We start from the raw sequence: 20,261 nt of genomic DNA on the forward strand, positions 1-20,261 counted from the left end.
TTGTCAGTATAGGCGCTGAAAGCTCGATGAATTCTTGATTGTGCGCCAACGCATTCGCGCGCGACGCTCATTTCGGCGCCGCCGCGCTGAACGGCACGCGCAGCACGAGCGTGGCGGGGGTCGCGGTGACGCCGTCCGCTTCCGTCGTATCGCTTTGCTCGAAGCTTCCGCCGTGCGCCTCCGCGACGCGTTTGCACAACGCGAACACCCACGCGATGCGCTTCGCCTCGCGCGGTTCGCCCGCCTGCTTGCGCGCGAACGCTTCGAGCACATGCGGCAGCGCGGCGTCGTTCAACGCGGCCTCGTTCGGCTCGTACGTGACGCTCGCATGCCATGTGCCGTTGTCCGCGCGCGCGGCCAGTGCGACCTCGGTGCCCCGCGCGCTCGCTTCGACGGCGAACGTCAGCATCAGCCACGCCGCGGCGGCGAGCCGAGCGCGGTCGCCGTTCAGTTGCTCGGTGGCGATCTGCGAGTCGAGCCGCACTTCGACGCCGCGCGCGCGGGCGAGGCCGGCGCGGACTTCCTCGACGGTTTCGTCGAGCAGCGGATGCAGCGGAAAGGGTTCATACGTGAGCGCGAGCGATTTCGTTTCGGCGCGCGTCGCATCGACGATCGTCTCGAGCAGCTTCACCTGCTGATCGACGCCGCTGCGAATGCCGGTGATCGCGCGCTGCGAATTGGGATCGTTCGCGTCGAGCTTGCGCTCGAGCACGTACGCCCAGCTATGAATCGCATTCAACGGACCGCGCAGGTCGTGCGACACCAGCGACAGCACGTGATCGCGCATGAACAACGCGGTTTCCGCGCGCAGCAGCGCGCTGCGTTCGGTGATGACAAAGCCGGCCGACGCCGGCTGGGCGCCAGCAGTCCCGTTGGGTGACGTAGTCACGATCGAGTCCTCTCAGGCAATGCTGGATGATGGGGGGAAGCCTCATTATAGGCATCCCGTTCGGACCGACCAGTCAAGGCCGAATCGCGACGCGGGACGCAATCCGCATGCCATGCGCGGAACCGGACCAGACTCGGCGATCGACGTCAACGCGCCTACAATGTCGGTTTTACGTTTTGATCTGAGGAGCAACGCATGTCGACTGTGACGACCGAATCCGGCCTGAAGTACGAAGATCTCGTGGAAGGCACCGGCGCCGAAGCCGTGGCCGGCAAGACCGTGACCGTGCATTACACGGGCTGGCTGACCGACGGCCAGAAGTTCGATTCGAGCAAGGACCGCAATGACCCGTTCGCGTTCGTGCTGGACGGCGGCATGGTCATCAAGGGCTGGGACGAAGGCGTGCAAGGCATGAAGGTCGGCGGCAAGCGCAAGCTGACCATTCCGCCGCAACTCGGCTACGGCGTGCGCGGCGCGGGCGGGGTGATTCCGCCGAACGCGACGCTCGTGTTCGAAGTCGAACTGCTCGAAGTCTGAGTCACGTCTGAGTATTGTCGTGAGCCACGCCGCCGTCACCGCCCCCAACGTTTCGCTGCGCTGCTATGGCGCGATCGAAGCGTCGGACGTGCACGACTTCCACCAGGTCGTGCTGGGGCTCGACGGCGCAATGGTGATGGCGGTTGACGGCGTCGCCGAGCAGATCGACGCCGGCTCCGCATGGCTGATCCCGGCCGGCGCGCGGCACGATTATGCGGGTGTCGGCACGAACCGGCAGCTCGTGCTCGATTTGCCTGCGGCGTCGCTGGCGGTGCCCGAGCGGTTGTTCGAGCGCGCGCGCGCCGTGGCCGTCGACCCATCGCTCGCACAACTCGTGCACGCGATTGCCGCGCATGCTGCGGACGGCGTGGGCGAAGCGCAAGATAATGCCTTCGGTCACCGTCGCTTTCATTGGGATGCTGCGGCACGCCTGGGCGCCGCGCTTGTCGCCGATTCCGGGGCGCTTGCCGGTGTGCAGAGCGAAGGCGTTCGTCTCGATTTCGCGCGCATCGACCGCTGGCTGCGCGCGCATCTGTCCGAGCCGCTGAAGATCGCGGACCTCGCCGCGCACTGCGGCTTCGGCATGCGGCGTTTTCATCAACTGTTTATCGATGTGTTCGGCGAGACGCCGCATCGCTATTTGCAGCGGCTGCGGCTCGACACGTCGATCACGCTGCTTGCGGAAGCGCGTCTTTCGTTGACCGATATCGCGCTCGAGATCGGCTTCGGCGATCAGAGCGCTTACACGCACGCGTTCACGCGGCGTTTCGGGCTGGCGCCCGGGCAGTGGCGCGCGTTGCGGCACTGAGCGTGGCGGAGGTGGCGCGGAGGGCTTTGAGACCCTTGAGGCCATTTGAAGCCTGTATGCCGCGCACAGGTTTTGCCCTGACTGTCAGCTTTCGAGCCCACATTGCAGATCCGCACGGATATCACCCGCGTTTTCAAGCCCCACCGCAAGCCGGATCAGACCTTCGCTGATGCCCGCCGCCGCGCGCGCTTCGGGCGTAATGCGGCCGTGCGTGGTCGTCGCCGGATGCGTGATCGTCGTACGCGTGTCGCCCAGGTTGCCCGTGATCGAGCAAACTTTCGTGCCGTCGATCACGCGCCATGCGTTCGTACGCATCTGCTCGGGCGTGTCGCCCTTCAATTCGAACGACACGATCGCGCCGCCCAACTTCTGCTGACGCATCGCGAGCGCGTGCTGAGGATGCGATTCGAGCCCCGGATAGAACACGCGATTGACGGCCGGATGCGAGTCGAGCCAGCGCGCGATTGCGAGCGCATTCGCCGACTGCTTCTCGACGCGTAGCGACAACGTTTCCATGCCTTTCAACAGTACCCACGCGTTGAACGCGGACAGCGTCGGCCCGGCGCTGCGTACGAACGGAAACACCTTTTCCATGATGATTTTCTTCGAACCGACCAGCGCGCCGCCGAGCACACGGCCCTGGCCGTCGAGGAACTTGGTCGCCGAATGCATGACGACGTCCGCGCCGAGCTTCAGCGGCTGCTGCAACGCCGGGCTGCAGAAGCAGTTATCGACGACGAACAGCGCATTCGCGGCCTTCGCGATCTTGCCGATCGCTTCGATATCCGACACTTCCGTCAGCGGGTTGGAAGGCGTTTCGAGGAAGAACATCTTCGTTTCGGGACGCACCGCTTCGTTCCACGCGTTCAAATCAGTCGGATCGACGAATGTAGTCGTAATGCCGAACTTGCTGAAGATCTGCGAGAACATGCCGAGCGTCGAGCCGAACAGCGCCCGCGAGCTGACGAGGTGATCGCCCGCCTGCAACGTCGACATCACGACCGACATGATCGCCGCCATGCCCGAAGCCGTCGCGATGCAGGCCTCGCCGCCTTCGAGCGCGGCCAGACGGTCCTGGAACATCGACACGGTCGGGTTCGAGAAGCGCGAGTACGTGAAATAGTCCTCGGAGTTTCTGAAGCGTTCGGCGGCGTCCGCGGCGCTCGCGAACACGAAGCTCGAGGTCAGGAAGATCGCTTCCGAGTGCTCGTTGAAATCGCTGCGCACGGTGCCCGAGCGAACGGCCAGCGTGTCGAAGTCAAAGTCGTGGAAGTCGTCCATGTTGGTTCTGGTCTCCAGGTTTCCGTGGCTGCTTCCGTGCCTAAATGAGGCAGCAACAAAAAAGAAAAAGCCCGCTTTTGCGTCGGCATAAGCGGGCTTCATGTACGGGGAGAGGCTGGAGCCAGGGCGGACGACCGTGGCGTTCCGCCCTTCGCTTTAGCTGTTTCGGGTCGCCCCGCGCCCGCAAGCTGAGATCAAATCGACGCAAGCCAACATGTTAATGCGCTCGGGGCGCGGTGTGTACGCTCAACCCACCGACAGTTGCAGATGCAGCTGCGAACGCGCCGGGCCGCCACCGTCGATCGCTTCGCTCGCGGCATCGCGATCCGATTGCGACGACGGCGCGAGACGCGCGCTTTCGATGCGGTCGAGGTATTCGGTCGTGATGTCGCCGGTCACGTAGTTGCCGTCGAAGCACGAAGCCTCGAACTCCTTCAGCGCCGGATTGATATCGCGCACCGCCTGCTTCAGCGCATCGACGTCCTGATACACGAGGTGATCCGCGCCGATCATGCGCGCAACTTCCTCGTCCGAGCGGCCGTGCGCGACCAGTTCGCCGCGCGTCGGCATATCGATGCCGTAGACGTTCGGGAATTTCACCGGCGGCGCCGCCGACGCGAAAATCACCTTGTTCGCGCCCGCATCGCGCGCCATCTGCACGATTTCATGCGACGTCGTGCCGCGCACGATCGAGTCGTCGACGATCAGCACGTTCTTGCCCTTGAACTCGATGTTCATCGCGTTCAGCTTCTGGCGCACCGACTTCTTGCGCACCGCCTGCCCCGGCATGATGAAGGTACGGCCTACATAGCGGTTCTTGAAGAAGCCCTCGCGATACTCGACGCCGAGCTTCTTCGCGACCTGCATCGCGGCCGGGCGCGACGAATCGGGAATCGGCATCACCACGTCGATTGCGACGTCGGGCAGCTCGCGCCTGATCTTCTCGGCGAGGTAGTCGCCCATGCGCAAACGCACGTTGTAGACCGGCACGCCGTCGAGCACCGAATCCGGACGCGCCAGATACACGAGTTCGAAGATGCAGGGGTTCAGGCTCGTGGTCGTCGCGCATTGCTGCGAATGCAGCTGGCCTTCGGCGTCGATGAAAATCGCCTCGCCCGGCTGCACGTCGCGCACGAATTCGAAACCGACGCCTTCGATCGCCACCGATTCCGACGCCAGCATCCACTCGACGCCGTCAGCCGTTTCCCGTTTGCCGAGGCACAGCGGACGGATGCCGAACGGGTCGCGGAGACCAAGCAGGCCGTAGCCAGCGATCAACGCGACGATCGCATACGAGCCGCGCACCCGCCGATGCACACCCGACACCGCCTTGAACAGTGCGGCCGGATCGAGCTGCAGACCCGAGCTCGACAGTTGCAACTCGTGCGCGAGCACGTTGAGCAGCACTTCGGTATCGGAATTGGTGTTCACGTGGCGGCGATCGATGCGGAACATCTCATCTTTCAGCTGCTGCCAGTTGGTGAGGTTGCCGTTATGCGCGAGGATGATGCCGAACGGCGCGTTCACGTAGAACGGCTGCGCTTCTTCTTCGCTCGACGCCGAACCGGCGGTCGGGTAACGGACCTGGCCGATGCCCGTCGTGCCCGGCAGGCTGCGCATGTTGCGCGTGCGGAACACGTCGCGCACCATGCCGTTGGCCTTGTGCATGTGGAAATTGCTGCCGTTCGCCGTTGCGATGCCGGCGGCGTCCTGACCGCGATGCTGCAGAAGCAGCAGGCTGTCATAGATCAGCTGGTTGACCGGGGAATGGGAAACTACGCCTACGATGCCGCACATGGCATGTCCTTCAAAGGTACGAAATTCGTGATGGCGACCGGTGCCTGCGACCGCGCCCGCGCTTTCATGCGACGGCACGCGCTACGACGTCAAGGCAGCCGGTATGCGCCGGAGTCCTGTTGCGCATTGCTCGGGGCGCCCGAATCGTCCACATGGACGTAAGCGGCGAGCGCCTCGGGGAGCAGCGGTTTCATTGCGCGTACGCCCGCAACCGCATACGGACGAAGCAGCGCGTTGCGCCAGAATTCCTCTTTGGGCAGTTTAGTCAAGCCTGCGAGGGCGACCAGAATCAGCACCAGAACGACCCCACGCACGAGGCCGAACATCAAACCGAGCGAGCGGTCCGCACCACCCAGTCCCGTGACCTGCACGAGGCGGCTGAGCAGCGCGCTCACCACGCTCGTGACCAGCACTACGCCGATCACCACGAGCGAAAAAGCCAGCAGCCACTGCGTCAACGCGCCGCCCGGCCAGGTAGACGGGATATACGGGACCACGTAGCCCACGAACTCGCAAGCGATGAAAAACGCCGCGACCCAGCCGATCAAACCAAACACTTCCGACAGCAAACCGCGCCAGGCGCCTCGCAGCGCCGACAAACCGATCACCGCCATTACAGCGTAGTCGAAGGCAGTGAACATCGCTCGCTTACTGTGCTCTGCCGCCGGTCGAGCCCGACACGAGGCCCGCCTCGCGGACCTTCGCGACAGCGGCGGTGGCCGCGGCGCGGTCGGCGAACGGGCCTGCACGCAGCAATGTCAGCGTCGAGCCGTCGGCTTGCTTCCTATGTTCCGTATATGTGGGCACGCCTGCTGCTTTCAACTTCGCGGCCCAATTGCGCGCGTTCGCTTCGTTCGAGAAGGCGCCGAGCTGCACCGCGAAACGGTTGCCCGGCGGCGAGGCCGGCGTGCCGGAGTTCGCGTCGGCGCTGGCGCTGGCGGTGGCCGTGTTCGCTTCGTCGTCGGTCGACGCCGACGGTGTGGTGGCGGGTGCCTTCGTCTGTTTGGCGGGGACAGCAGGCGCGGTGTTGGCTGCGAGCGATTGCGTTTGCGGCTTCGCGGCGGGCTTCGGCGTCGCGGCGGTAACAGCGCCAGTTGCGGCGGAGGGGGTCGCGCCTTGTTTCGCTGCGGTCGATTGCGTCGATTTGGCGGCGGAGGCCGAGGCGGCCGCCGTGGTCGCCGCGCTCGTTGCCGGCGCGAGGCCGGACGCAGCCACGCCCGTGTCGGCGGCCGGCGGACTGTCCGGCGCGACGCCGGCCTGCACGTCTTCGTTGGCGGTGGATCTGGAGAGCTTCGGCGCGGGCCGGTTCGGAATGTCGATCGAGATGTCGTCGGTGACGGGCTTGGGGTGCGAGTCCAACACCATCGGCAGGATGATCACCGCCGCGACAACCAGTGCGATTGCGCCGACGAGCCGGCGGCGCGCGCGCTGCTTTTCCGGCAGCGTGGGGTCGAGCAGCATTGCATCTGCATCGACGGTGCGCTCGGTGCGGCGGGTGCGCCGCTCGACGCGTTCACCCCGGGTGGCCCGATTGGAACTGGTGTTTGCGCCGCGCCGGCTGGGCGCGTCGTCTTTCTTGCCGAACGAGAAAATTCCCATGAATCGCTTGGTTCGAGCCTGGTGCCCGCTCAGTGTTGCTGCGATTTCCGGTAGGCCATCACACCCGCTACCGTATAGAAACTGCCGAAAACGACGATTCTATCATTCTCTGACGCACGTTTTAGCGCGTCCTGGAAAGCCTGCGCCGGCGTCGCATAACGCATGACGCTGCTGTCGGCGCCGTCTTCCACGCCCAGCTCGCGCAACACGGTTTCCAGCTCTTGCGCGGACGCGGCGCGCGGGGTCGGCAGATCGGTCACGCACCAGTGATCGATCTCGCCTTTCAGATGACTTAGCACGCCGGCGATGTCCTTGTCGCGCATCGCGCCGAACACCGCGTACGTGTACGGGAAAAAGCCCATGTTGCCGAGGTTCTGCCCGAGCACCGCGGCGGCATGCGGATTGTGGCCGACGTCGAGCACGATGGACGGCTTGCCCGGCAGTACCTGGAAACGGCCCGGAAGATCCACGTTGGCGATGCCGAGCCGGATGTCCTGCGCGGACACCGGCAGACGGTCGCGCAAAGCTTCGAGCCCGGCCAGCGCCGCCGACGTGTTGATCAGCTGATTCGCGCCGCGCAGCGATGGATACGCGAGCGCCGAGCGCCGCAGCGTCGGGCCGACATAGCTCCACTGCTGTCGCTCGCTGCCGGCCTGGCCTTCGTAACGGAAATCGCGGCCGAACAACCACAATCGCGCCCCGATCTTTTCCGCGTGATCGATCAACGATTGCGGCGGCACCGGGTCCGCGCAAATCGCGGGCTTGCCGGGACGGAAGATACCGGCTTTTTCGAACGCGATTTTTTCGCGCGTGTCGCCGAGATAGTCGGTGTGGTCAATATCGATGCTCGTGATGATCGCGCAGTCGGTATCGAGGATATTGACCGCGTCGAGACGGCCACCGAGGCCAACTTCGAAAATCACCGCGTCGAGGCCGCGCGACGCGAACAGGCTCATGATCGCGAGCGTCGTGAATTCGAAGTAGGTCAGCGTGACCGGTTTGGCGAGGCTCCGGCGCGCGGCCTCGACGGCTTCGAAGTGCGGCAGCAGATCTGCGTCGCTTGCCATTGCCCCATTGATGCGCGCGCGCTCGTTGAACGACAGCAGATGCGGCGAGGTGTGGCAGCCGACCGTATAGCCCGCGCGCAGCAGGATCGCTTCGAGAATCGCGCAGGTCGAGCCTTTGCCGTTCGTGCCGCCGACCGTGATGATCGGGCACGCAAACGATAGCTGCATCGCATCGCGTACCTGGGAGATGCGGCCCAAACCCATGTCGATGCCGACCGGATGCGCGGATTCAAGGTGCGTGAGCCACGCGTCGAGAGTGGGGAATGTCGTCATCGGGTGAATCTTGAGTGAGTCGCGGTAGTTCGGTTCTGCAGTGCTGCGAAGGGTGCTGGTCAGGCGGTTGCGGTCGAGGGTCGCGGGTCGCCGGTCATGGGCGTAGGCCGTTGCGCGGTTTATGCGCACAAACCCGCGCCTTGAGCCGCGCCAGCTTCGGCTTCGACCGCTGCCGCATCGCAGGCGACGGTCATTATCCTGGAAATGACAGCGCGCCGCTTGATTGCTCACGCGGCGCGCTATTTTTTTGATTGCTTCTCTGGCTCCGCCGCGTTTTCGACAGCGCGGCGAAAGAGCGGCAAATGCGGTGCTGCCCGGCTTTTACGCGACCGCGTCCGCCGGCTGATGGCTCAACAGCGCCAGCAATTGCGCGATCTCTTCGCGCAGCTTGCGACGATCGACGATCATGTCGATCGCGCCCTTTTGTAGCAGAAACTCGGCGCGTTGGAAGCCTTCCGGCAGTTTCTCGCGCACGGTCTGTTCGATCACGCGCGGACCAGCAAAGCCGATCAGCGCCTTCGGTTCGGCGATCACGACGTCGCCGAGGAATGCGAAACTCGCTGACACGCCGCCCATCGTCGGGTCGGTCAGCACCGAGATGAATGGCAGCCTGGCTTCCGCCAGCTTCGTGAGCATCGCGGTGGTCTTTGCCATCTGCATCAACGACAGCAAGCTTTCCTGCATCCGCGCGCCGCCCGAAGCGGTGAAGCAGATGAACGGCACTTTCTGTTCGAGCGCGTTCTGCGCGCCGCGCGCGAAACGCTCGCCGACCACCGAACCCATCGAGCCGCCCATAAACGAGAACTCGAAGTTCGCCACGACGACCGGCAGCGTGTGAATCGCGCCGCCCATCACGACCATTGCGTCGGTCTCGTCGGTTTCGTCCATCGCCTCTTTAATGCGCTCAGGGTACTTGCGGCTATCTTTGAACTTCAGCGCGTCGACCGGAACGATTTCCTGGCCGATTTCGTAGCGGCCTTCCGGATCGAGCAGGCTGTCGAGCCGCTCACGTGCGCCGATGCGCATGTGATGGTCGCACTTGGGGCAAACATGCAGATTGGCCTCGACGTCGTTGCGATACAGCACGGCTTCGCACGACGGGCACTTGATCCACAGGCCTTCCGGAATTCCCTTGCGGTTTTTCGGGTCGGTTTGTTTGATTTTCGGCGGCAGCAGCTTATCGAGCCAGCTCATAGGGAATCCTTCTGGGTCAGCAGTCGCGCGAACGGCGGGACGAGCCCGCCGCTCACGTTACCGCGACAAAAAATAACTGTTATCGGGCAGTTGCAACGCTATCGAGCGCCTCGCGCACCTCGGCAACGAAACGCGTGAGCGTCTCGGCAGCGGCGTCGGGCGCTGCCTGTTCGAGCAATTGAACGATACGGCTGCCGATCACGACGGCATCGGCCACCTCGCCCACCGCACGCGCCGTTTGCGCGTCGCGAATGCCGAAACCGACGCCCACCGGCAGGGGGACGCGCGACTTGATGGCCGGGATTTTACTCGCGATGCTGGAAACGTCCAGATTTGCGGCGCCGGTGACCCCTTTCAGCGACACATAGTAGACGTAGCCGCTGGCGATGCGGCCGACTTCGGCGATACGTTCGTCGGTTGAAGTCGGCGCGAGCAAAAAGATCGGATCGATCCCGGCAGATTGCATCTGTTCCGCGAAGTTTGCGCACTCTTCAGGCGGATAGTCGACCACCAGCACGCCATCGACACCGGCTTCCTTCGCGGCTTTCGCGAAGGCCTCGGCGCCCATTCGCTCGATCGGATTCGCATAGCCCATCAGCACGACCGGGGTTTTGTCGTCGGCTTCGCGGAAGCGTTTGACGTCGGCCAGCACATGGCGTAGCGACACGCCCTTCGCGAGCGCGCGTTCAGACGACTGCTGAATGACAGGACCGTCTGCCATTGGGTCGGAAAACGGCACGCCTAGTTCGATCACATCCGCGCCGCCGGCGGCGAGGGCGTGCATGAACTCGACCGTGCGAGCCGGGTCCGGGTCGCCAGCGGTCATGAACGGGATCAGGCCTTTCTTACCTTGGGCGGACAGCGCGGCAAACGTGTTCTTGATACGGGACATGGAAGTACTCTCGAATTAGGGCTATTGCGCGCCCATTGCCGCGCGCTTTTCAGCGAACTTAGCGGCGCATCTCGCGCTTTTCACTGCACTTCGGTCGACGGCTGCACTTTTGGCCTGGCTCGGGTCCGACGGGGCGCAGCAGGCGTAGCGGCGGCGCTGACGCGCTCGCGCGCTATCGCACAATAGCTCTCGTTGATCTCATAGCCGACGAATTCGCGCTGATGACGGACGCAAGCGACTGCGGTGGTGCCGCTGCCCATGAATGGGTCGAGCACGCGGCCGCCCTTCGGGCAGCTGGACAGTACCATCCGCTCGACGATTTCCAGAGGTTTCTGGGTTGGATGCGCAACGCGCTCGGCATGCTGCCGATGCAGACGCGATACCGACCAGACATCCTTCGGATTATAGCCAAGCTCCAACCACTTGCTTCCTTCGAACAACTTTCGCGAACGCGCCTTCTTCGTGACTGGATCGTACGGGATGCGGACAGGATCGAGATCGAAGAAGTAGTCCTTCGACACCGCGAAAAAACCGATGTTGTCATGCACTGACGTGAAGCGGCGCGTGGTGCCGCCCATACTTGGCACGCGCCGGTCCCAGATGATTTCGTTGACCATCGTGAGTTTCGTCTTCAGGAAACTGAAGATTTCCGGCGCGTATTGCCAGGTGCAGAAGATATAGAGCGACCCTGTTGGCTTGAGCTTCGGTACAGCGAGCTCGAGCCAGCCGCGCGTCCAGACAAGAAATTCCTCGCCCGTGCGCATGTCCGAGTCGTTGCCATAGTCCTTCCCCAACCCATAAGGCGGATCACAGACGATCAGGTCGATCGACTCATCGGGAATGTTCGCTACATCGGTTAGAAAATCGCGGTTCAACAGCTGAACGCCGGCCGGCACCTGCGCCAGCAGCGGTGCGGATGCCGCGGCCGCCGGGACTTCGGCCGCCGGATTCGTGGATTCAATCGCCGGCTGCGGCTCGTCGAACTCGTCGCGCATCGTCGCGGCTCAGAACTGGATACCCGATCGCTCAGCGACCGTGTGCATGTCCTTGTCGCCGCGGCCCGACAGGTTGACCAGCAGAATCTTGTCTTTCGACAAGGTCGGCGCGAGTTTCGTAGCGTAAGCGAGCGCGTGGCTCGACTCCAGCGCAGGAATAATGCCCTCGATGCGGCAGCAATCGTGGAACGCCTTCAGGGCTTCTTCGTCGGTGATGCCTACGTACTGAGCGCGATTGCTCTCTTTTAGCCACGCATGCTCGGGGCCGACGCCCGGGTAGTCGAGGCCTGCCGACACCGAATGCGTCTCGATGATCTGGCCGTCTTCGTCTTGCAGCAGATACGTGCGGTTACCGTGCAACACGCCGGGACTACCGCCGATCAGCGATGCCGCGTGACGACCCGTTTCGAGGCCGTCGCCGGCCGCTTCGACGCCGATCAACTGCACGGAACTATCGTCGATATACGGGTAAAAGATCCCCATCGCATTCGAACCGCCGCCAACACACGCGATGACGGCGTCTGGCTGGCGGCCAGCGAGTTCTGGCATCTGCACGCGGCATTCGTCGCCGATCACTCGCTGGAAGTCGCGCACCATCATCGGGTACGGATGCGGACCCGCAACCGTGCCGATGATGTAGAACGTGTTTTCGACGTTGGTGACCCAGTCGCGCATCGCTTCGTTCAGCGCGTCCTTCAGCGTGCGCGACCCCGATTCGACCGGCACGACCGTCGCACCGAGCAGTTTCATGCGATAAACGTTCGCGGCCTGGCGGCGCACGTCCTCGGCGCCCATGTACACCACGCACTCCATACCGAAGCGCGCGCAGATTGTCGCCGTGGCCACGCCGTGCTGACCGGCGCCGGTTTCCGCGATCACGCGCGGCTTGCCCATGCGCTTGGCGAGCAGAGCCTGGCCGATCACGTTGTTGATCTTGTGCGCCCCCGTGTGATTCAGGTCTTCACGCTTCAGATAAATCTGCGCGCCGCCGAGCAATTCGCTCCAGCGCTGGGCGTGATAAATCGGGGACGGGCGACCCACGAAATACTTCAGTTCGCGCTCGTACTCGGCGACGAATTCCGGGTCTTTCTGATATTTCTCGTACGCTTCACGCAACTCGTTGAGTGCGGAAAACAGCGTTTCGGCGACGAACACACCACCAAATTGGCCGAAGTGGCCTCTTTCGTCAGGCAAGTTGTACATGGTGATCACTTTTCTCAGGATGGCTCGCGGCTTTCATCGGAAAGCGCCCGCGAGCCTGAATCATTCAGCGTCCGCAGCGCGCACCGCGCGTACGAACGCCGCCATCCGGGCGTGATCCTTCACGCCCCGGGCGCCCGCTACTTCGATGCCGCTCGAGACATCGACCGCGTACGGGCGCACGCGATGGATCGCATCACTGACGTTTTGCGCGTTCAACCCACCACTCAAAACGGCCCGACGCGCGAGCTCTGCTGGAATAAGTGACCAATCGAAAACCTTCCCACCGCCGCCGTAGCCTTCGACATGGGTGTCGAACAGAAGACCACTGGCTGCTGAATAGTTGAATGCCGATTTTACCAAATCGGCCGCTCGAGTATCCGCCGCAACTCGCAACGCGCGCAACCAAGGCAAACCCGCAACGCCGGCGAGCGCCTCGCACTGCTCAGGCGTCTCGTCGCCGTGGAACTGCAACAGCGTCAGGTTCACGTTGCTCGCGACTTCGTGAACCCATTCCGGCGTCGCGTTGACGAACAGACCGACGACCGACACGAACGGCGGCACCTCGTGCACGAGTTCGACCGCTTGCGCGACGCTCACCGAGCGCGGGCTCGGCGGATAGAACACGAGGCCGATCGCGTCGGCGCCGAGGTCGATCGCGTGTGCAATGTCAACGGGTTTCGACAGTCCGCACAGCTTGATGCGCGTGCGATGTGGCACGCCTTGCAAGGCGGTGGCGTCGGTCTGAATGGCGGGGTTCTCTGCTGCTTTCATGTTTCCGGTTGTTCGGTCCATACGCTGCTCCACGGCACGCTGCCCGTCGCCGGATCGGGCACGCCGAATTGCTCAGGATAGCCCACTTGCGCGAGGTACAAGCCGTCGGGCATGAAGGTCGGCGCCGCGCAATCGCGGCTACGGCTCGCGAGCACGTCGGCCATCCACGCGGCCGGGCGGCGGCCGCTGCCGATTTCGATCAGACAGCCCATCACGTTGCGCACCATGTGATGCAGGAACGCGTTCGCGCGGAGGCGGAAATGCACGAAGTTACCCTGTCGTTTGACGTCGATCTGGTACAGGTGCTTGAACGGCGTCTTCGACTGGCATTGCGACGAACGAAACGCCGAAAAGTCATGCTCGCCGATCAGGTGCTCGGCGGCCGAGCGCATCGCGTCGACGTCGAGTGGCGTGTGCACCCAGCCGGCGCGCGTCGTGAGCATCGGCGAGCGAACCGGACTTACGTACAGCACGTAGTAATAGGTCCGCTCGAATGCCGAAAACCGCGCGTGAAAATCGTCGGGCATCGGCTTGGCCCATTGCACGCCGATCGTCTTCGGCAGAAACGCGTTCGGGCCGCGCACCCAGGAGATCTCGAGGCGATCGAGGTCGGTGTCAAAATGCACGACCTGACCCAAGCCATGCACGCCGCGGTCGGTGCGGCCGGCGACCACCGTCTGCACGGGCGTGCGCATGAATTCGCGCAGCGCCCGTTCGAGCTCGTCCTGTACCGTGTTGCCATGCGGCTGCGACTGCCATCCAGTGAACGCGGAGCCGTCGTATTGCACGCCTAATGCGATGCGCTTCACGACAGCGGTGCGAGAGTCGAAAGCAACGCGCGGGCTTCGGTGCGCGTGGCTGGATCGTTTGCTTCGATCACTTCGTTGATGAGCGCGCGGGCGCCCGCCAGATCGCCGAGCTCGATGTACTCGGAGGCCAACTCCAGCTTGTTGCGCGCGATGCGGCCGAGATCGGCCGGTGTGAAGGCCGGCAATGGCTGAGCCGGGCTCGGCGGCAACTCGAGGTCGAAGTCGAGCTTCAGCGCGCCGAAGCCGGCCGCGCCGAGGCCCGCGACGGCGCCGTGGCCGGCTGTGCCGGCGGCGATCTGGTCGGCGATGTGCGGGGCGTCGTCGTCCGCGCCATGGACGCCGAAGGCCTGCTGCGCGGTCGTGTCGGGCGATGCGACCGGTTGCGTCGAAAGCGACGTGGAAGGCTCCGCTTCGCCGACGGTGGGCACGTCGATGCGCGGTGGCAGCGGCATGTTGAGGCTGCCGAACGCGTCGACGGCCTCGCGCGGGAACTCGGTCGGTGCGGACAGCGCGGGTTCCGTCGGCACGGGGATGTCGCTGAACGGCTGACCGAACGACGTAGTGGCGCGCGGTTCGATCTGATGTTGCGTGAAATCGATCACTGGGGGTGGAACGTTCAAGGGGGACTGCGGTTCGGCCGTCGCGGTGTGCGACGCTGCCGAGGGCGGTTCCGCGGCGCTTGGGCTCGGGGTTGTCGTCGTGCCTGTCGTTTTCTCTGCGGTCGGACTTTCTGTGGGTTCCTCGTCCCATTGCAGGCGATGCGCGTTCTCGTCCTGCGTCGCGGCGCCAACCGGTTCGAGCGGTCCCAGCGGCAACGCGTCGGCGCCGAGTTCTGCCGCGGCGGCGAGATTGGCGGCCGTCGCGGCGGAGCGCAGCGTCTCGTCATGGGCGGGTGCGACCGCCGGTGGTTCGCTGGACAGTTCGCTTTGGCTGGGTAGCGGGATGCTGGCGAGTGGCGCCGTTAGTGCAGTAGGTTCGGGCGTGTCTGCTTGTTGTGCCGCCTGTTCTTCTGCGGCGCGCTCGGATGCGCTGCGTTCTGCTGCGATGCGTTCCGCTTCCGCATGTTCGGCGGCGACGCGTGCTGCTGCTTGTTCGGCTGCGGCTTGTTCGGCTGCCGCGCGTTCCGCTGCTGCGCGTTCCGCCGCGGCGTGTTCTCCGGCCGCTGCTCGCTCTGCTGCGGCTCGCTCCGCTGCCGTCTGTTCGGCTGCTGCACCTTCCGCTGCTGCTTGCTCGGCTGCTGCACGTTCCGCAGCCGCACGTTCCGCTGCGGCGCGCTTGGCCGCCGCCTCCTCGGCCACCGCGCGCTCCGCTGCTACCCGCTCCGCAGCCGCGCTTTCTGCCGCTGCCTGTTCGGCTGCCGCACGTTCCGCAGCCGCATGCTCTGCTGCTGCGGCCTGCCGTGCAACCTCTTGATCTTGCGCGTCCGATCCTTCCGTGACCGCCGCCTGCCCCGCCGTCGCGCTGCCATTGCGCGAATCGGCCTCACGCGCGGATCTCGCCATTTCTGCATCAGTTGCCTGGGCAGCCCGTGCCGCGGCCTCTTTATCGCGCTTGCGGCGACCCATGCGCAGAGCAGCGAGCAGAACGATCAGTGCCGCGCCCACGGCCGCCGCGATGCTCAAATCGCGCTGAGAGATGCCGCCCTCATTCGACGGCGACGTCGTCACATTCGCGTGCTCCGGCGCCACGGCCACGGTCGCCTCGGAACCTGCCGGTGCCGGCTGCGCAGCGCTCGTCGGTGTGAGGCCTGAAGCGACGGGCGCCCCGCCGATACCGTGCTTCTGCAACTCCATCAGCACGCGGTTTTTCAGCGCCAGCAATTGCTGCAGACTCGACACCTGCGGATGCGGCTGCGAAGCCGCCTGCGCGGTCGCGGTCGCTGCCGACGGCGCTTGTCCCGCGGGCGCGCTCGCCGCCGGTTGAATCGATCCGGCCCATTCCCGCGTGCCACTCGTCGCCACCGGCGCCGAACCGGCCACTGGCGCGGACGAAACCGCACCGCCCGCCGCCGCGCCGGTCGATACCGCCGCGCTGGCCGCGCCGGAAACCGTGGATGCGGCTGGCGTCGTCGCTTGAGCCGCCGCGCTGGCCGCACTCGCGGCGGCGGCGTTGACCTGCGCGACTGCACTCGCCGTGCTGGCGGCAGCCGCCGCGGCCGGCGCGGCAGTCGGCGCGGAAGCGGGCGCGGCCGCCGTGGACTCCGACGCCCCTGCCGCGGCCCCAGTCGACGAAACCGCCAAGGCCCCCGACGCATCGAGCGCCGGCACGATCAACACCGCTCCTACACGCATCCGGCTCGGATCGTGATTCATGAACGCGGCCGGATTCGTGTCGAACAATGCGTGCGTAGCGCGCGCGAGTACCGCCCGGTCATGCGACTGCGTAATAGCGATCGCGACATCGTTCAGCGACTGCCCTGCGTGTACGGTGTACTGAGAGCCCGCAGCGACAGCAACGACAGCGGTAGTGGAACTGACAGCGGAAGCGGCATCCGGCGCGCTCGTGGCACTAGCCGGCGCGGCAAGCGCATTGCCCGCGCCACCGCCGAGCAGCGCAAGGGCGAAAGTGGCACAAGCGGCCATCGCCGCCGGACGGCTGCTGAATCGCACCTTCTCGTGACGAATGGACATAGCCCGAAGAGCGGAGCGTCGAAAGTTCATCGGGACTCCTGGGCGCGTCAGCGCGCAGCCTTTTTTGCGAGTGGAAAGAGACAAGATGATCGGAGCACACAATGAAAAAGCGCCGCGCAAGCGCGACGCTTCTTGAGTTGTCTACGCGTCGTGAGCGCGTAGTTTACTTTACTTGTCGAGCACAATGCGAAGCATACGACGCAGCGGTTCAGCCGCGCCCCACAGCAGCTGATCGCCGACCGTGAAGGCCGACAGATACTCGCCGCCCATCGCGAGCTTGCGCACGCGGCCGACCGGCACCGTCAGCGTACCGGTGACAACCGCCGGGGACAGATCGCGCATCGACGCTTCGCGTTCGTTCGGCACAACCTTGACCCAGTCGTTGCCCGACGCGAGGATGCTGTTCACTTCGTCGAGCGGCACGTCCTTGTTCAGCTTGATCGTGAGCGCTTGCGAATGGCAGCGCATTGCGCCGATCCGCACGCACAGACCATCGACGGGAATCGAACCCGGCGTGCCCATGGCCGGCCTGCCGAGGATCTTGTTGGTTTCCGCGCCGCCCTTCCACTCTTCCTTCGACATGCCGTTGCCGAGATCCTTGTCGATCCACGGAATCAGCGAGCCCGCGAGCGGTACGCCGAAGTGGTCGGTCGGCATGCTGTCGCTGTTCATCGCTTCGAGCACGCGGCGGTCGATGTCGAGAATCGCCGAAGCCGGGTCTGCCAGTTCGTTCTTCACCGCGCCGTGGAGCGTGCCCATTTGCGACAGCAATTCGCGCATGTTCTGCGCGCCCGCGCCGGATGCGGCCTGGTAAGTCATGGCCGTCATCCAGTCGACGAGGTTTTCGCGGAACAGGCCGCCCAATGCCATCAGCATCAGGCTGACCGTGCAGTTACCGCCGATGAAATTCTTCTGGCCTTTGACGAGCGCGTTCTTGATCACGTCGAGGTTGACCGGATCGAGAATGATGACCGCGTCGTCCTTCATGCGCAGCGACGATGCCGCGTCGATCCAGTAGCCGTTCCAGCCCGCCGCGCGCAGCTTCGGGAACACTTCGTTCGTGTAGTCACCGCCCTGGCAGGAAATGATCGCGTCGCACCTCTTCAGGTCGTCGATGCTTGTCGCATCTTTGAGCCTGGTCTCGTTTTTGGCGAACGAAGGCGCGTTGCCGCCCGCGTTGCTGGTGCTGAAAAACACCGGTTCGATCAAGTCGAAATCGCCTTCCTGCTGCATACGTTGCATCAGGACGCTGCCGACCATGCCGCGCCAACCTACGAGACCTACGTTCATGACTTCATACCCTTCGAATGGAAACTTCCCCGCGTCTTTGCCCGCAGTGACCGCGCGGGGAAGATGGGCGGGCACGACGGACGATCAGCGCTTCGTGATCGTTTTCGGGGTAATGGTTTTGATGGTAATGGCGAACTCGATCGCACGGGCCGTTGTGCCGTGCATTTTGGAGATCGAGGAGATTTGGGAGATCTGAGCCATCAAAACAATATACACGAAAACGGAAAACTGGCGGCGTTCTTCGCCGTATGACGCGCAAATCGGCCTGTTTCAAGGCCCGATTCGCGTTTTTAAAAAGGCCAGTATCGTTGACCTGACCACCGCATGCCCTCGCTCTGCGAGCGCATGCGGTGCACGCGTTTTACAGCGCGGCCACGACGGCATCGCCCATCGCGGCGGTGCCGACCTGCTTGCAACCCGGCGTGAGAATGTCGCCGGTGCGATAGCCCTGCTCGAGCACCTTCTTCACCGCAGTTTCGATGCGATCGGCCTGCTCCGCCTTGTTCAGCGAATAGCGCAGCATCATCGCGGCCGACAGGATCGTGGCGAGCGGATTGGCAACGCCCTTGCCGGCGATATCCGGCGCGGAGCCGTGCGACGGCTCGTACAAGCCCTTGTTGTTCTTGTCGAGCGATGCCGACGGCAGCATGCCGATCGAGCCGGTCAGCATGGCCGCCTCGTCGGACAGGATGTCGCCGAACATGTTGCCGGTCACGATCACGTCGAACGACTTCGGCGCCTTCACGAGCTGCATCGCGGCGTTGTCGACGTACATGTGCGACAGTTCGACGTCCGCGTATTCCTTCGACACGTCGATCATCACGTCCTTCCAGAACTGCGACGTTTCGAGCACGTTGGCTTTATCGACCGAGGTGAGCTTCTTGCCGCGCTTTTGCGCCGCCTGGAATGCGACGTGCGCGATGCGGCGCACTTCGGGTTCCGAATAGCGCATCGTGTCGAAGCCTTCCTTCGCGCCGGCGAACAGGCCGTCCGGCGACGTACGCACGCCGCGCGGCGCGCCGAAGTAGATGTCGCCGTTCAGTTCGCGCACGATCAGGATGTCGAGACCCGAAACGATCTCTTCCTTCAGCGACGACGCGCCCGTCAGTTGCGGGTAGCAGATCGCCGGACGGAAGTTCGCGAAAAGTTCCAGGTGCTTGCGCAGACCGAGAATCGCCTGCTCAGGGCGCAGCGCGCGTTCGAGCTTGTCGTACTTCCAGTCGCCGACCGCGCCGAACAGGATCGCGTCGGCTTCCTTCGCGAGCGCGAGCGTCGAGTCCGGCAGCGGGTGGCCCTTCGCTTCGTAGCCCGCGCCGCCGACCGGCGCTTCTTCGAGTTCGAACTTCTCGCCGAGCACGTTCAGGACCTTGACGGCCTCCTTGACGATTTCGGGACCGATGCCGTCGCCCGGCAACACTGCGATCTTCATGCGAATTCCTTGATGATTTTTTCGGATCTTTCTGGCGCAAACCGACATTGGCGCGCGGACTTCACGCCCCTAACGCCCTCACGGTTTCGCTTAGCGGACGAGGCGATTGTTCAGCCACGGTTGCTTCGCGAGACGCTCCGCTTCGAATTGGCGGATCTTGTCCGCGTGACGCAGCGTGAGGCCGATGTCGTCGAAACCGTTCAGCAGGCAATACTTGCGGAACGCCGCGACTTCGAACGGATATTCGGTGCCGCCGTCGGCCGTGCGCACGACTTGCGCTTCGAGGTCGATCGTCAGCTCGAAGCCGTTGAACGCATACGTCTCGTTGAACAGATGATCGACCTGCTGTTCGGTCAACACGATCGGCAGCACGCCGTTCTTGAAGCAGTTGTTGTAGAAGATGTCCGCGAAGCTCGGCGCGATCAGCGCGCGAAAGCCGTATTGCTGCAACGCCCAGGGCGCGTGTTCGCGCGAGCTGCCGCAGCCAAAGTTCTTGCGCGCGAGCAGCACCGAGGCGCCCTGGTAGCGCGGCTGGTTCAGCACGAAATCCGGGTTCAGCGGACGCTTCGAGTTGTCTTGACCCGGTTCGCCGTGGTCGAGGTAGCGCCATTCGTCGAACGCATTCGGACCGAAACCCGTGCGCTTGATCGACTTCAGGAACTGCTTCGGAATGATCGCGTCCGTGTCGACGTTCTCGCGATCGAGCGGCGCCACGACGCCGGTGTGTACGATGAATTTATCCATGACGCTTGCGCCTGTTCAGGACCGGGCGATGCGACTGGCGGCTGGAACCCCCG

Annotated in this window: 18 protein-coding genes; 2 read left to right on the forward strand and 16 right to left on the reverse strand. The window is 64.2% G+C overall.

Annotation, left to right across the window (positions count from 1 at the left end; all coding sequences use genetic code 11):
• Nucleotides 1–67 precede the first annotated feature (67 nt).
• A complete protein-coding gene (locus OKW35_RS18800) occupies nt 68–889 on the reverse strand; it encodes a sensor histidine kinase (protein ID WP_184057535.1) in 822 nt (273 codons plus the stop codon).
• A 195-nt stretch (nt 890–1,084) separates the two neighbouring features.
• On the opposite strand from OKW35_RS18800, the gene OKW35_RS18805 reads away from it, so the two are divergent.
• Nucleotides 1,085–1,426 carry an FKBP-type peptidyl-prolyl cis-trans isomerase gene (locus OKW35_RS18805; protein ID WP_090808322.1) on the forward strand — a complete coding sequence of 114 codons (342 nt, stop codon included), beginning with the start codon at nt 1,085–1,087 and terminating at the stop codon, nt 1,424–1,426.
• A gap of 19 nt (nt 1,427–1,445) precedes the next feature.
• Nucleotides 1,446–2,234, forward strand: coding sequence for a helix-turn-helix domain-containing protein (locus OKW35_RS18810; protein WP_429552849.1), 789 nt, complete (start codon nt 1,446–1,448; stop codon nt 2,232–2,234).
• An 84-nt stretch (nt 2,235–2,318) separates the two neighbouring features.
• Here the strand turns inward: OKW35_RS18810 and OKW35_RS18815 are convergent, their stop codons facing one another.
• The 15 genes from OKW35_RS18815 to leuD all read right to left on the reverse strand — a co-directional run bounded on the left by OKW35_RS18815 (nt 2,319) and on the right by leuD (nt 20,208).
• Nucleotides 2,319–3,515 carry an O-succinylhomoserine sulfhydrylase gene (locus tag OKW35_RS18815; protein ID WP_429552850.1) on the reverse strand — a complete coding sequence of 399 codons (1,197 nt, stop codon included), beginning with the start codon at nt 3,513–3,515 and terminating at the stop codon, nt 2,319–2,321.
• Nucleotides 3,516–3,761: 246 nt separating this feature from the next.
• Nucleotides 3,762–5,312 (reverse strand): amidophosphoribosyltransferase, encoded by a 1,551-nt coding sequence (purF, locus tag OKW35_RS18820; protein ID WP_090810350.1) that lies wholly within the window; start codon nt 5,310–5,312, stop codon nt 3,762–3,764.
• Nucleotides 5,313–5,401: 89 nt separating this feature from the next.
• Nucleotides 5,402–5,953, reverse strand: coding sequence for a CvpA family protein (locus OKW35_RS18825; protein WP_184057541.1), 552 nt, complete (start codon nt 5,951–5,953; stop codon nt 5,402–5,404).
• 7 nt (nt 5,954–5,960) lie between these two features.
• Nucleotides 5,961–6,911 (reverse strand): SPOR domain-containing protein, encoded by a 951-nt coding sequence (locus tag OKW35_RS18830; RefSeq protein WP_184057543.1) that lies wholly within the window; start codon nt 6,909–6,911, stop codon nt 5,961–5,963.
• 29 nt (nt 6,912–6,940) lie between these two features.
• Nucleotides 6,941–8,251 carry a bifunctional tetrahydrofolate synthase/dihydrofolate synthase gene (gene folC, locus OKW35_RS18835; RefSeq protein ID WP_429552851.1) on the reverse strand — a complete coding sequence of 437 codons (1,311 nt, stop codon included), beginning with the start codon at nt 8,249–8,251 and terminating at the stop codon, nt 6,941–6,943.
• Between the two features lie 321 nt (nt 8,252–8,572).
• Nucleotides 8,573–9,445 carry an acetyl-CoA carboxylase, carboxyltransferase subunit beta gene (accD, locus tag OKW35_RS18840; RefSeq protein WP_090808311.1) on the reverse strand — a complete coding sequence of 291 codons (873 nt, stop codon included), beginning with the start codon at nt 9,443–9,445 and terminating at the stop codon, nt 8,573–8,575.
• A 79-nt stretch (nt 9,446–9,524) separates the two neighbouring features.
• The gene (trpA, locus tag OKW35_RS18845) at nt 9,525–10,337 is read right to left on the reverse strand and encodes a tryptophan synthase subunit alpha (RefSeq protein ID WP_184036040.1); all 813 of its coding nucleotides are present in this window, start codon (nt 10,335–10,337) and stop codon (nt 9,525–9,527) included.
• 80 nt (nt 10,338–10,417) lie between these two features.
• Complete coding sequence (locus OKW35_RS18850) at nt 10,418–11,332, reverse strand: DNA-methyltransferase (protein ID WP_184057547.1); 915 nt, start codon at nt 11,330–11,332, stop codon at nt 10,418–10,420.
• 9 nt (nt 11,333–11,341) lie between these two features.
• Entirely contained in the window at nt 11,342–12,535 is a 1,194-nt protein-coding gene (gene trpB, locus OKW35_RS18855; RefSeq protein WP_429493242.1) for a tryptophan synthase subunit beta, read from the reverse strand.
• Between the two features lie 60 nt (nt 12,536–12,595).
• The gene (locus OKW35_RS18860; protein ID WP_090808304.1) at nt 12,596–13,306 is read right to left on the reverse strand and encodes a phosphoribosylanthranilate isomerase; all 711 of its coding nucleotides are present in this window, start codon (nt 13,304–13,306) and stop codon (nt 12,596–12,598) included.
• Complete coding sequence (truA, locus tag OKW35_RS18865; RefSeq protein WP_429552852.1) at nt 13,303–14,115, reverse strand: tRNA pseudouridine(38-40) synthase TruA; 813 nt, start codon at nt 14,113–14,115, stop codon at nt 13,303–13,305. Before truA ends, OKW35_RS18860 begins: the two co-directional genes overlap by 4 nt.
• Nucleotides 14,112–16,775 (reverse strand): FimV/HubP family polar landmark protein, encoded by a 2,664-nt coding sequence (locus OKW35_RS18870; RefSeq protein WP_429552853.1) that lies wholly within the window; start codon nt 16,773–16,775, stop codon nt 14,112–14,114. The genes truA and OKW35_RS18870 overlap by 4 nt, the downstream gene beginning before the upstream one ends.
• Before the next feature lie 138 nt (nt 16,776–16,913).
• Complete coding sequence (gene asd, locus OKW35_RS18875; RefSeq protein ID WP_429552854.1) at nt 16,914–18,035, reverse strand: aspartate-semialdehyde dehydrogenase; 1,122 nt, start codon at nt 18,033–18,035, stop codon at nt 16,914–16,916.
• Between the two features lie 361 nt (nt 18,036–18,396).
• Complete coding sequence (leuB, locus tag OKW35_RS18880; RefSeq protein WP_018433950.1) at nt 18,397–19,464, reverse strand: 3-isopropylmalate dehydrogenase; 1,068 nt, start codon at nt 19,462–19,464, stop codon at nt 18,397–18,399.
• Nucleotides 19,465–19,554: 90 nt separating this feature from the next.
• Nucleotides 19,555–20,208 carry a 3-isopropylmalate dehydratase small subunit gene (gene leuD, locus OKW35_RS18885; RefSeq protein ID WP_018424120.1) on the reverse strand — a complete coding sequence of 218 codons (654 nt, stop codon included), beginning with the start codon at nt 20,206–20,208 and terminating at the stop codon, nt 19,555–19,557.
• Nucleotides 20,209–20,261 lie beyond the last annotated feature (53 nt).

The organism is Paraburkholderia sp. MM5477-R1 (genome assembly GCF_050436385.1).
Classification (GTDB): domain Bacteria; phylum Pseudomonadota; class Gammaproteobacteria; order Burkholderiales; family Burkholderiaceae; genus Paraburkholderia; species Paraburkholderia tuberum.

Bases quoted from the DNA above. Each gene is read 5' to 3' on its own strand.
- OKW35_RS18825 (WP_184057541.1), bottom strand. From the start codon at position 5,953: ATGTTCACTGCCTTCGACTACGCTGTAATGGCGGTGATCGGTTTGTCG.
- asd (WP_429552854.1), bottom strand. From the start codon at position 18,035: ATGAACGTAGGTCTCGTAGGTTGGCGCGGCATGGTCGGCAGCGTCCTG.
- OKW35_RS18860 (WP_090808304.1), bottom strand. From the start codon at position 13,306: ATGAAAGCAGCAGAGAACCCCGCCATTCAGACCGACGCCACCGCCTTG.
- leuD (WP_018424120.1), bottom strand. From the start codon at position 20,208: ATGGATAAATTCATCGTACACACCGGCGTCGTGGCGCCGCTCGATCGC.
- OKW35_RS18850 (WP_184057547.1), bottom strand. From the start codon at position 11,332: ATGCGCGACGAGTTCGACGAGCCGCAGCCGGCGATTGAATCCACGAAT.
- OKW35_RS18815 (WP_429552850.1), bottom strand. From the start codon at position 3,515: ATGGACGACTTCCACGACTTTGACTTCGACACGCTGGCCGTTCGCTCG.
- accD (WP_090808311.1), bottom strand. From the start codon at position 9,445: ATGAGCTGGCTCGATAAGCTGCTGCCGCCGAAAATCAAACAAACCGAC.
- OKW35_RS18870 (WP_429552853.1), bottom strand. From the start codon at position 16,775: ATGAACTTTCGACGCTCCGCTCTTCGGGCTATGTCCATTCGTCACGAG.
- trpA (WP_184036040.1), bottom strand. From the start codon at position 10,337: ATGTCCCGTATCAAGAACACGTTTGCCGCGCTGTCCGCCCAAGGTAAG.
- folC (WP_429552851.1), bottom strand. From the start codon at position 8,251: ATGACGACATTCCCCACTCTCGACGCGTGGCTCACGCACCTTGAATCC.
- leuB (WP_018433950.1), bottom strand. From the start codon at position 19,464: ATGAAGATCGCAGTGTTGCCGGGCGACGGCATCGGTCCCGAAATCGTC.
- purF (WP_090810350.1), bottom strand. From the start codon at position 5,312: ATGTGCGGCATCGTAGGCGTAGTTTCCCATTCCCCGGTCAACCAGCTG.
- OKW35_RS18805 (WP_090808322.1), top strand. From the start codon at position 1,085: ATGTCGACTGTGACGACCGAATCCGGCCTGAAGTACGAAGATCTCGTG.
- OKW35_RS18830 (WP_184057543.1), bottom strand. From the start codon at position 6,911: ATGGGAATTTTCTCGTTCGGCAAGAAAGACGACGCGCCCAGCCGGCGC.
- trpB (WP_429493242.1), bottom strand. From the start codon at position 12,535: ATGTACAACTTGCCTGACGAAAGAGGCCACTTCGGCCAATTTGGTGGT.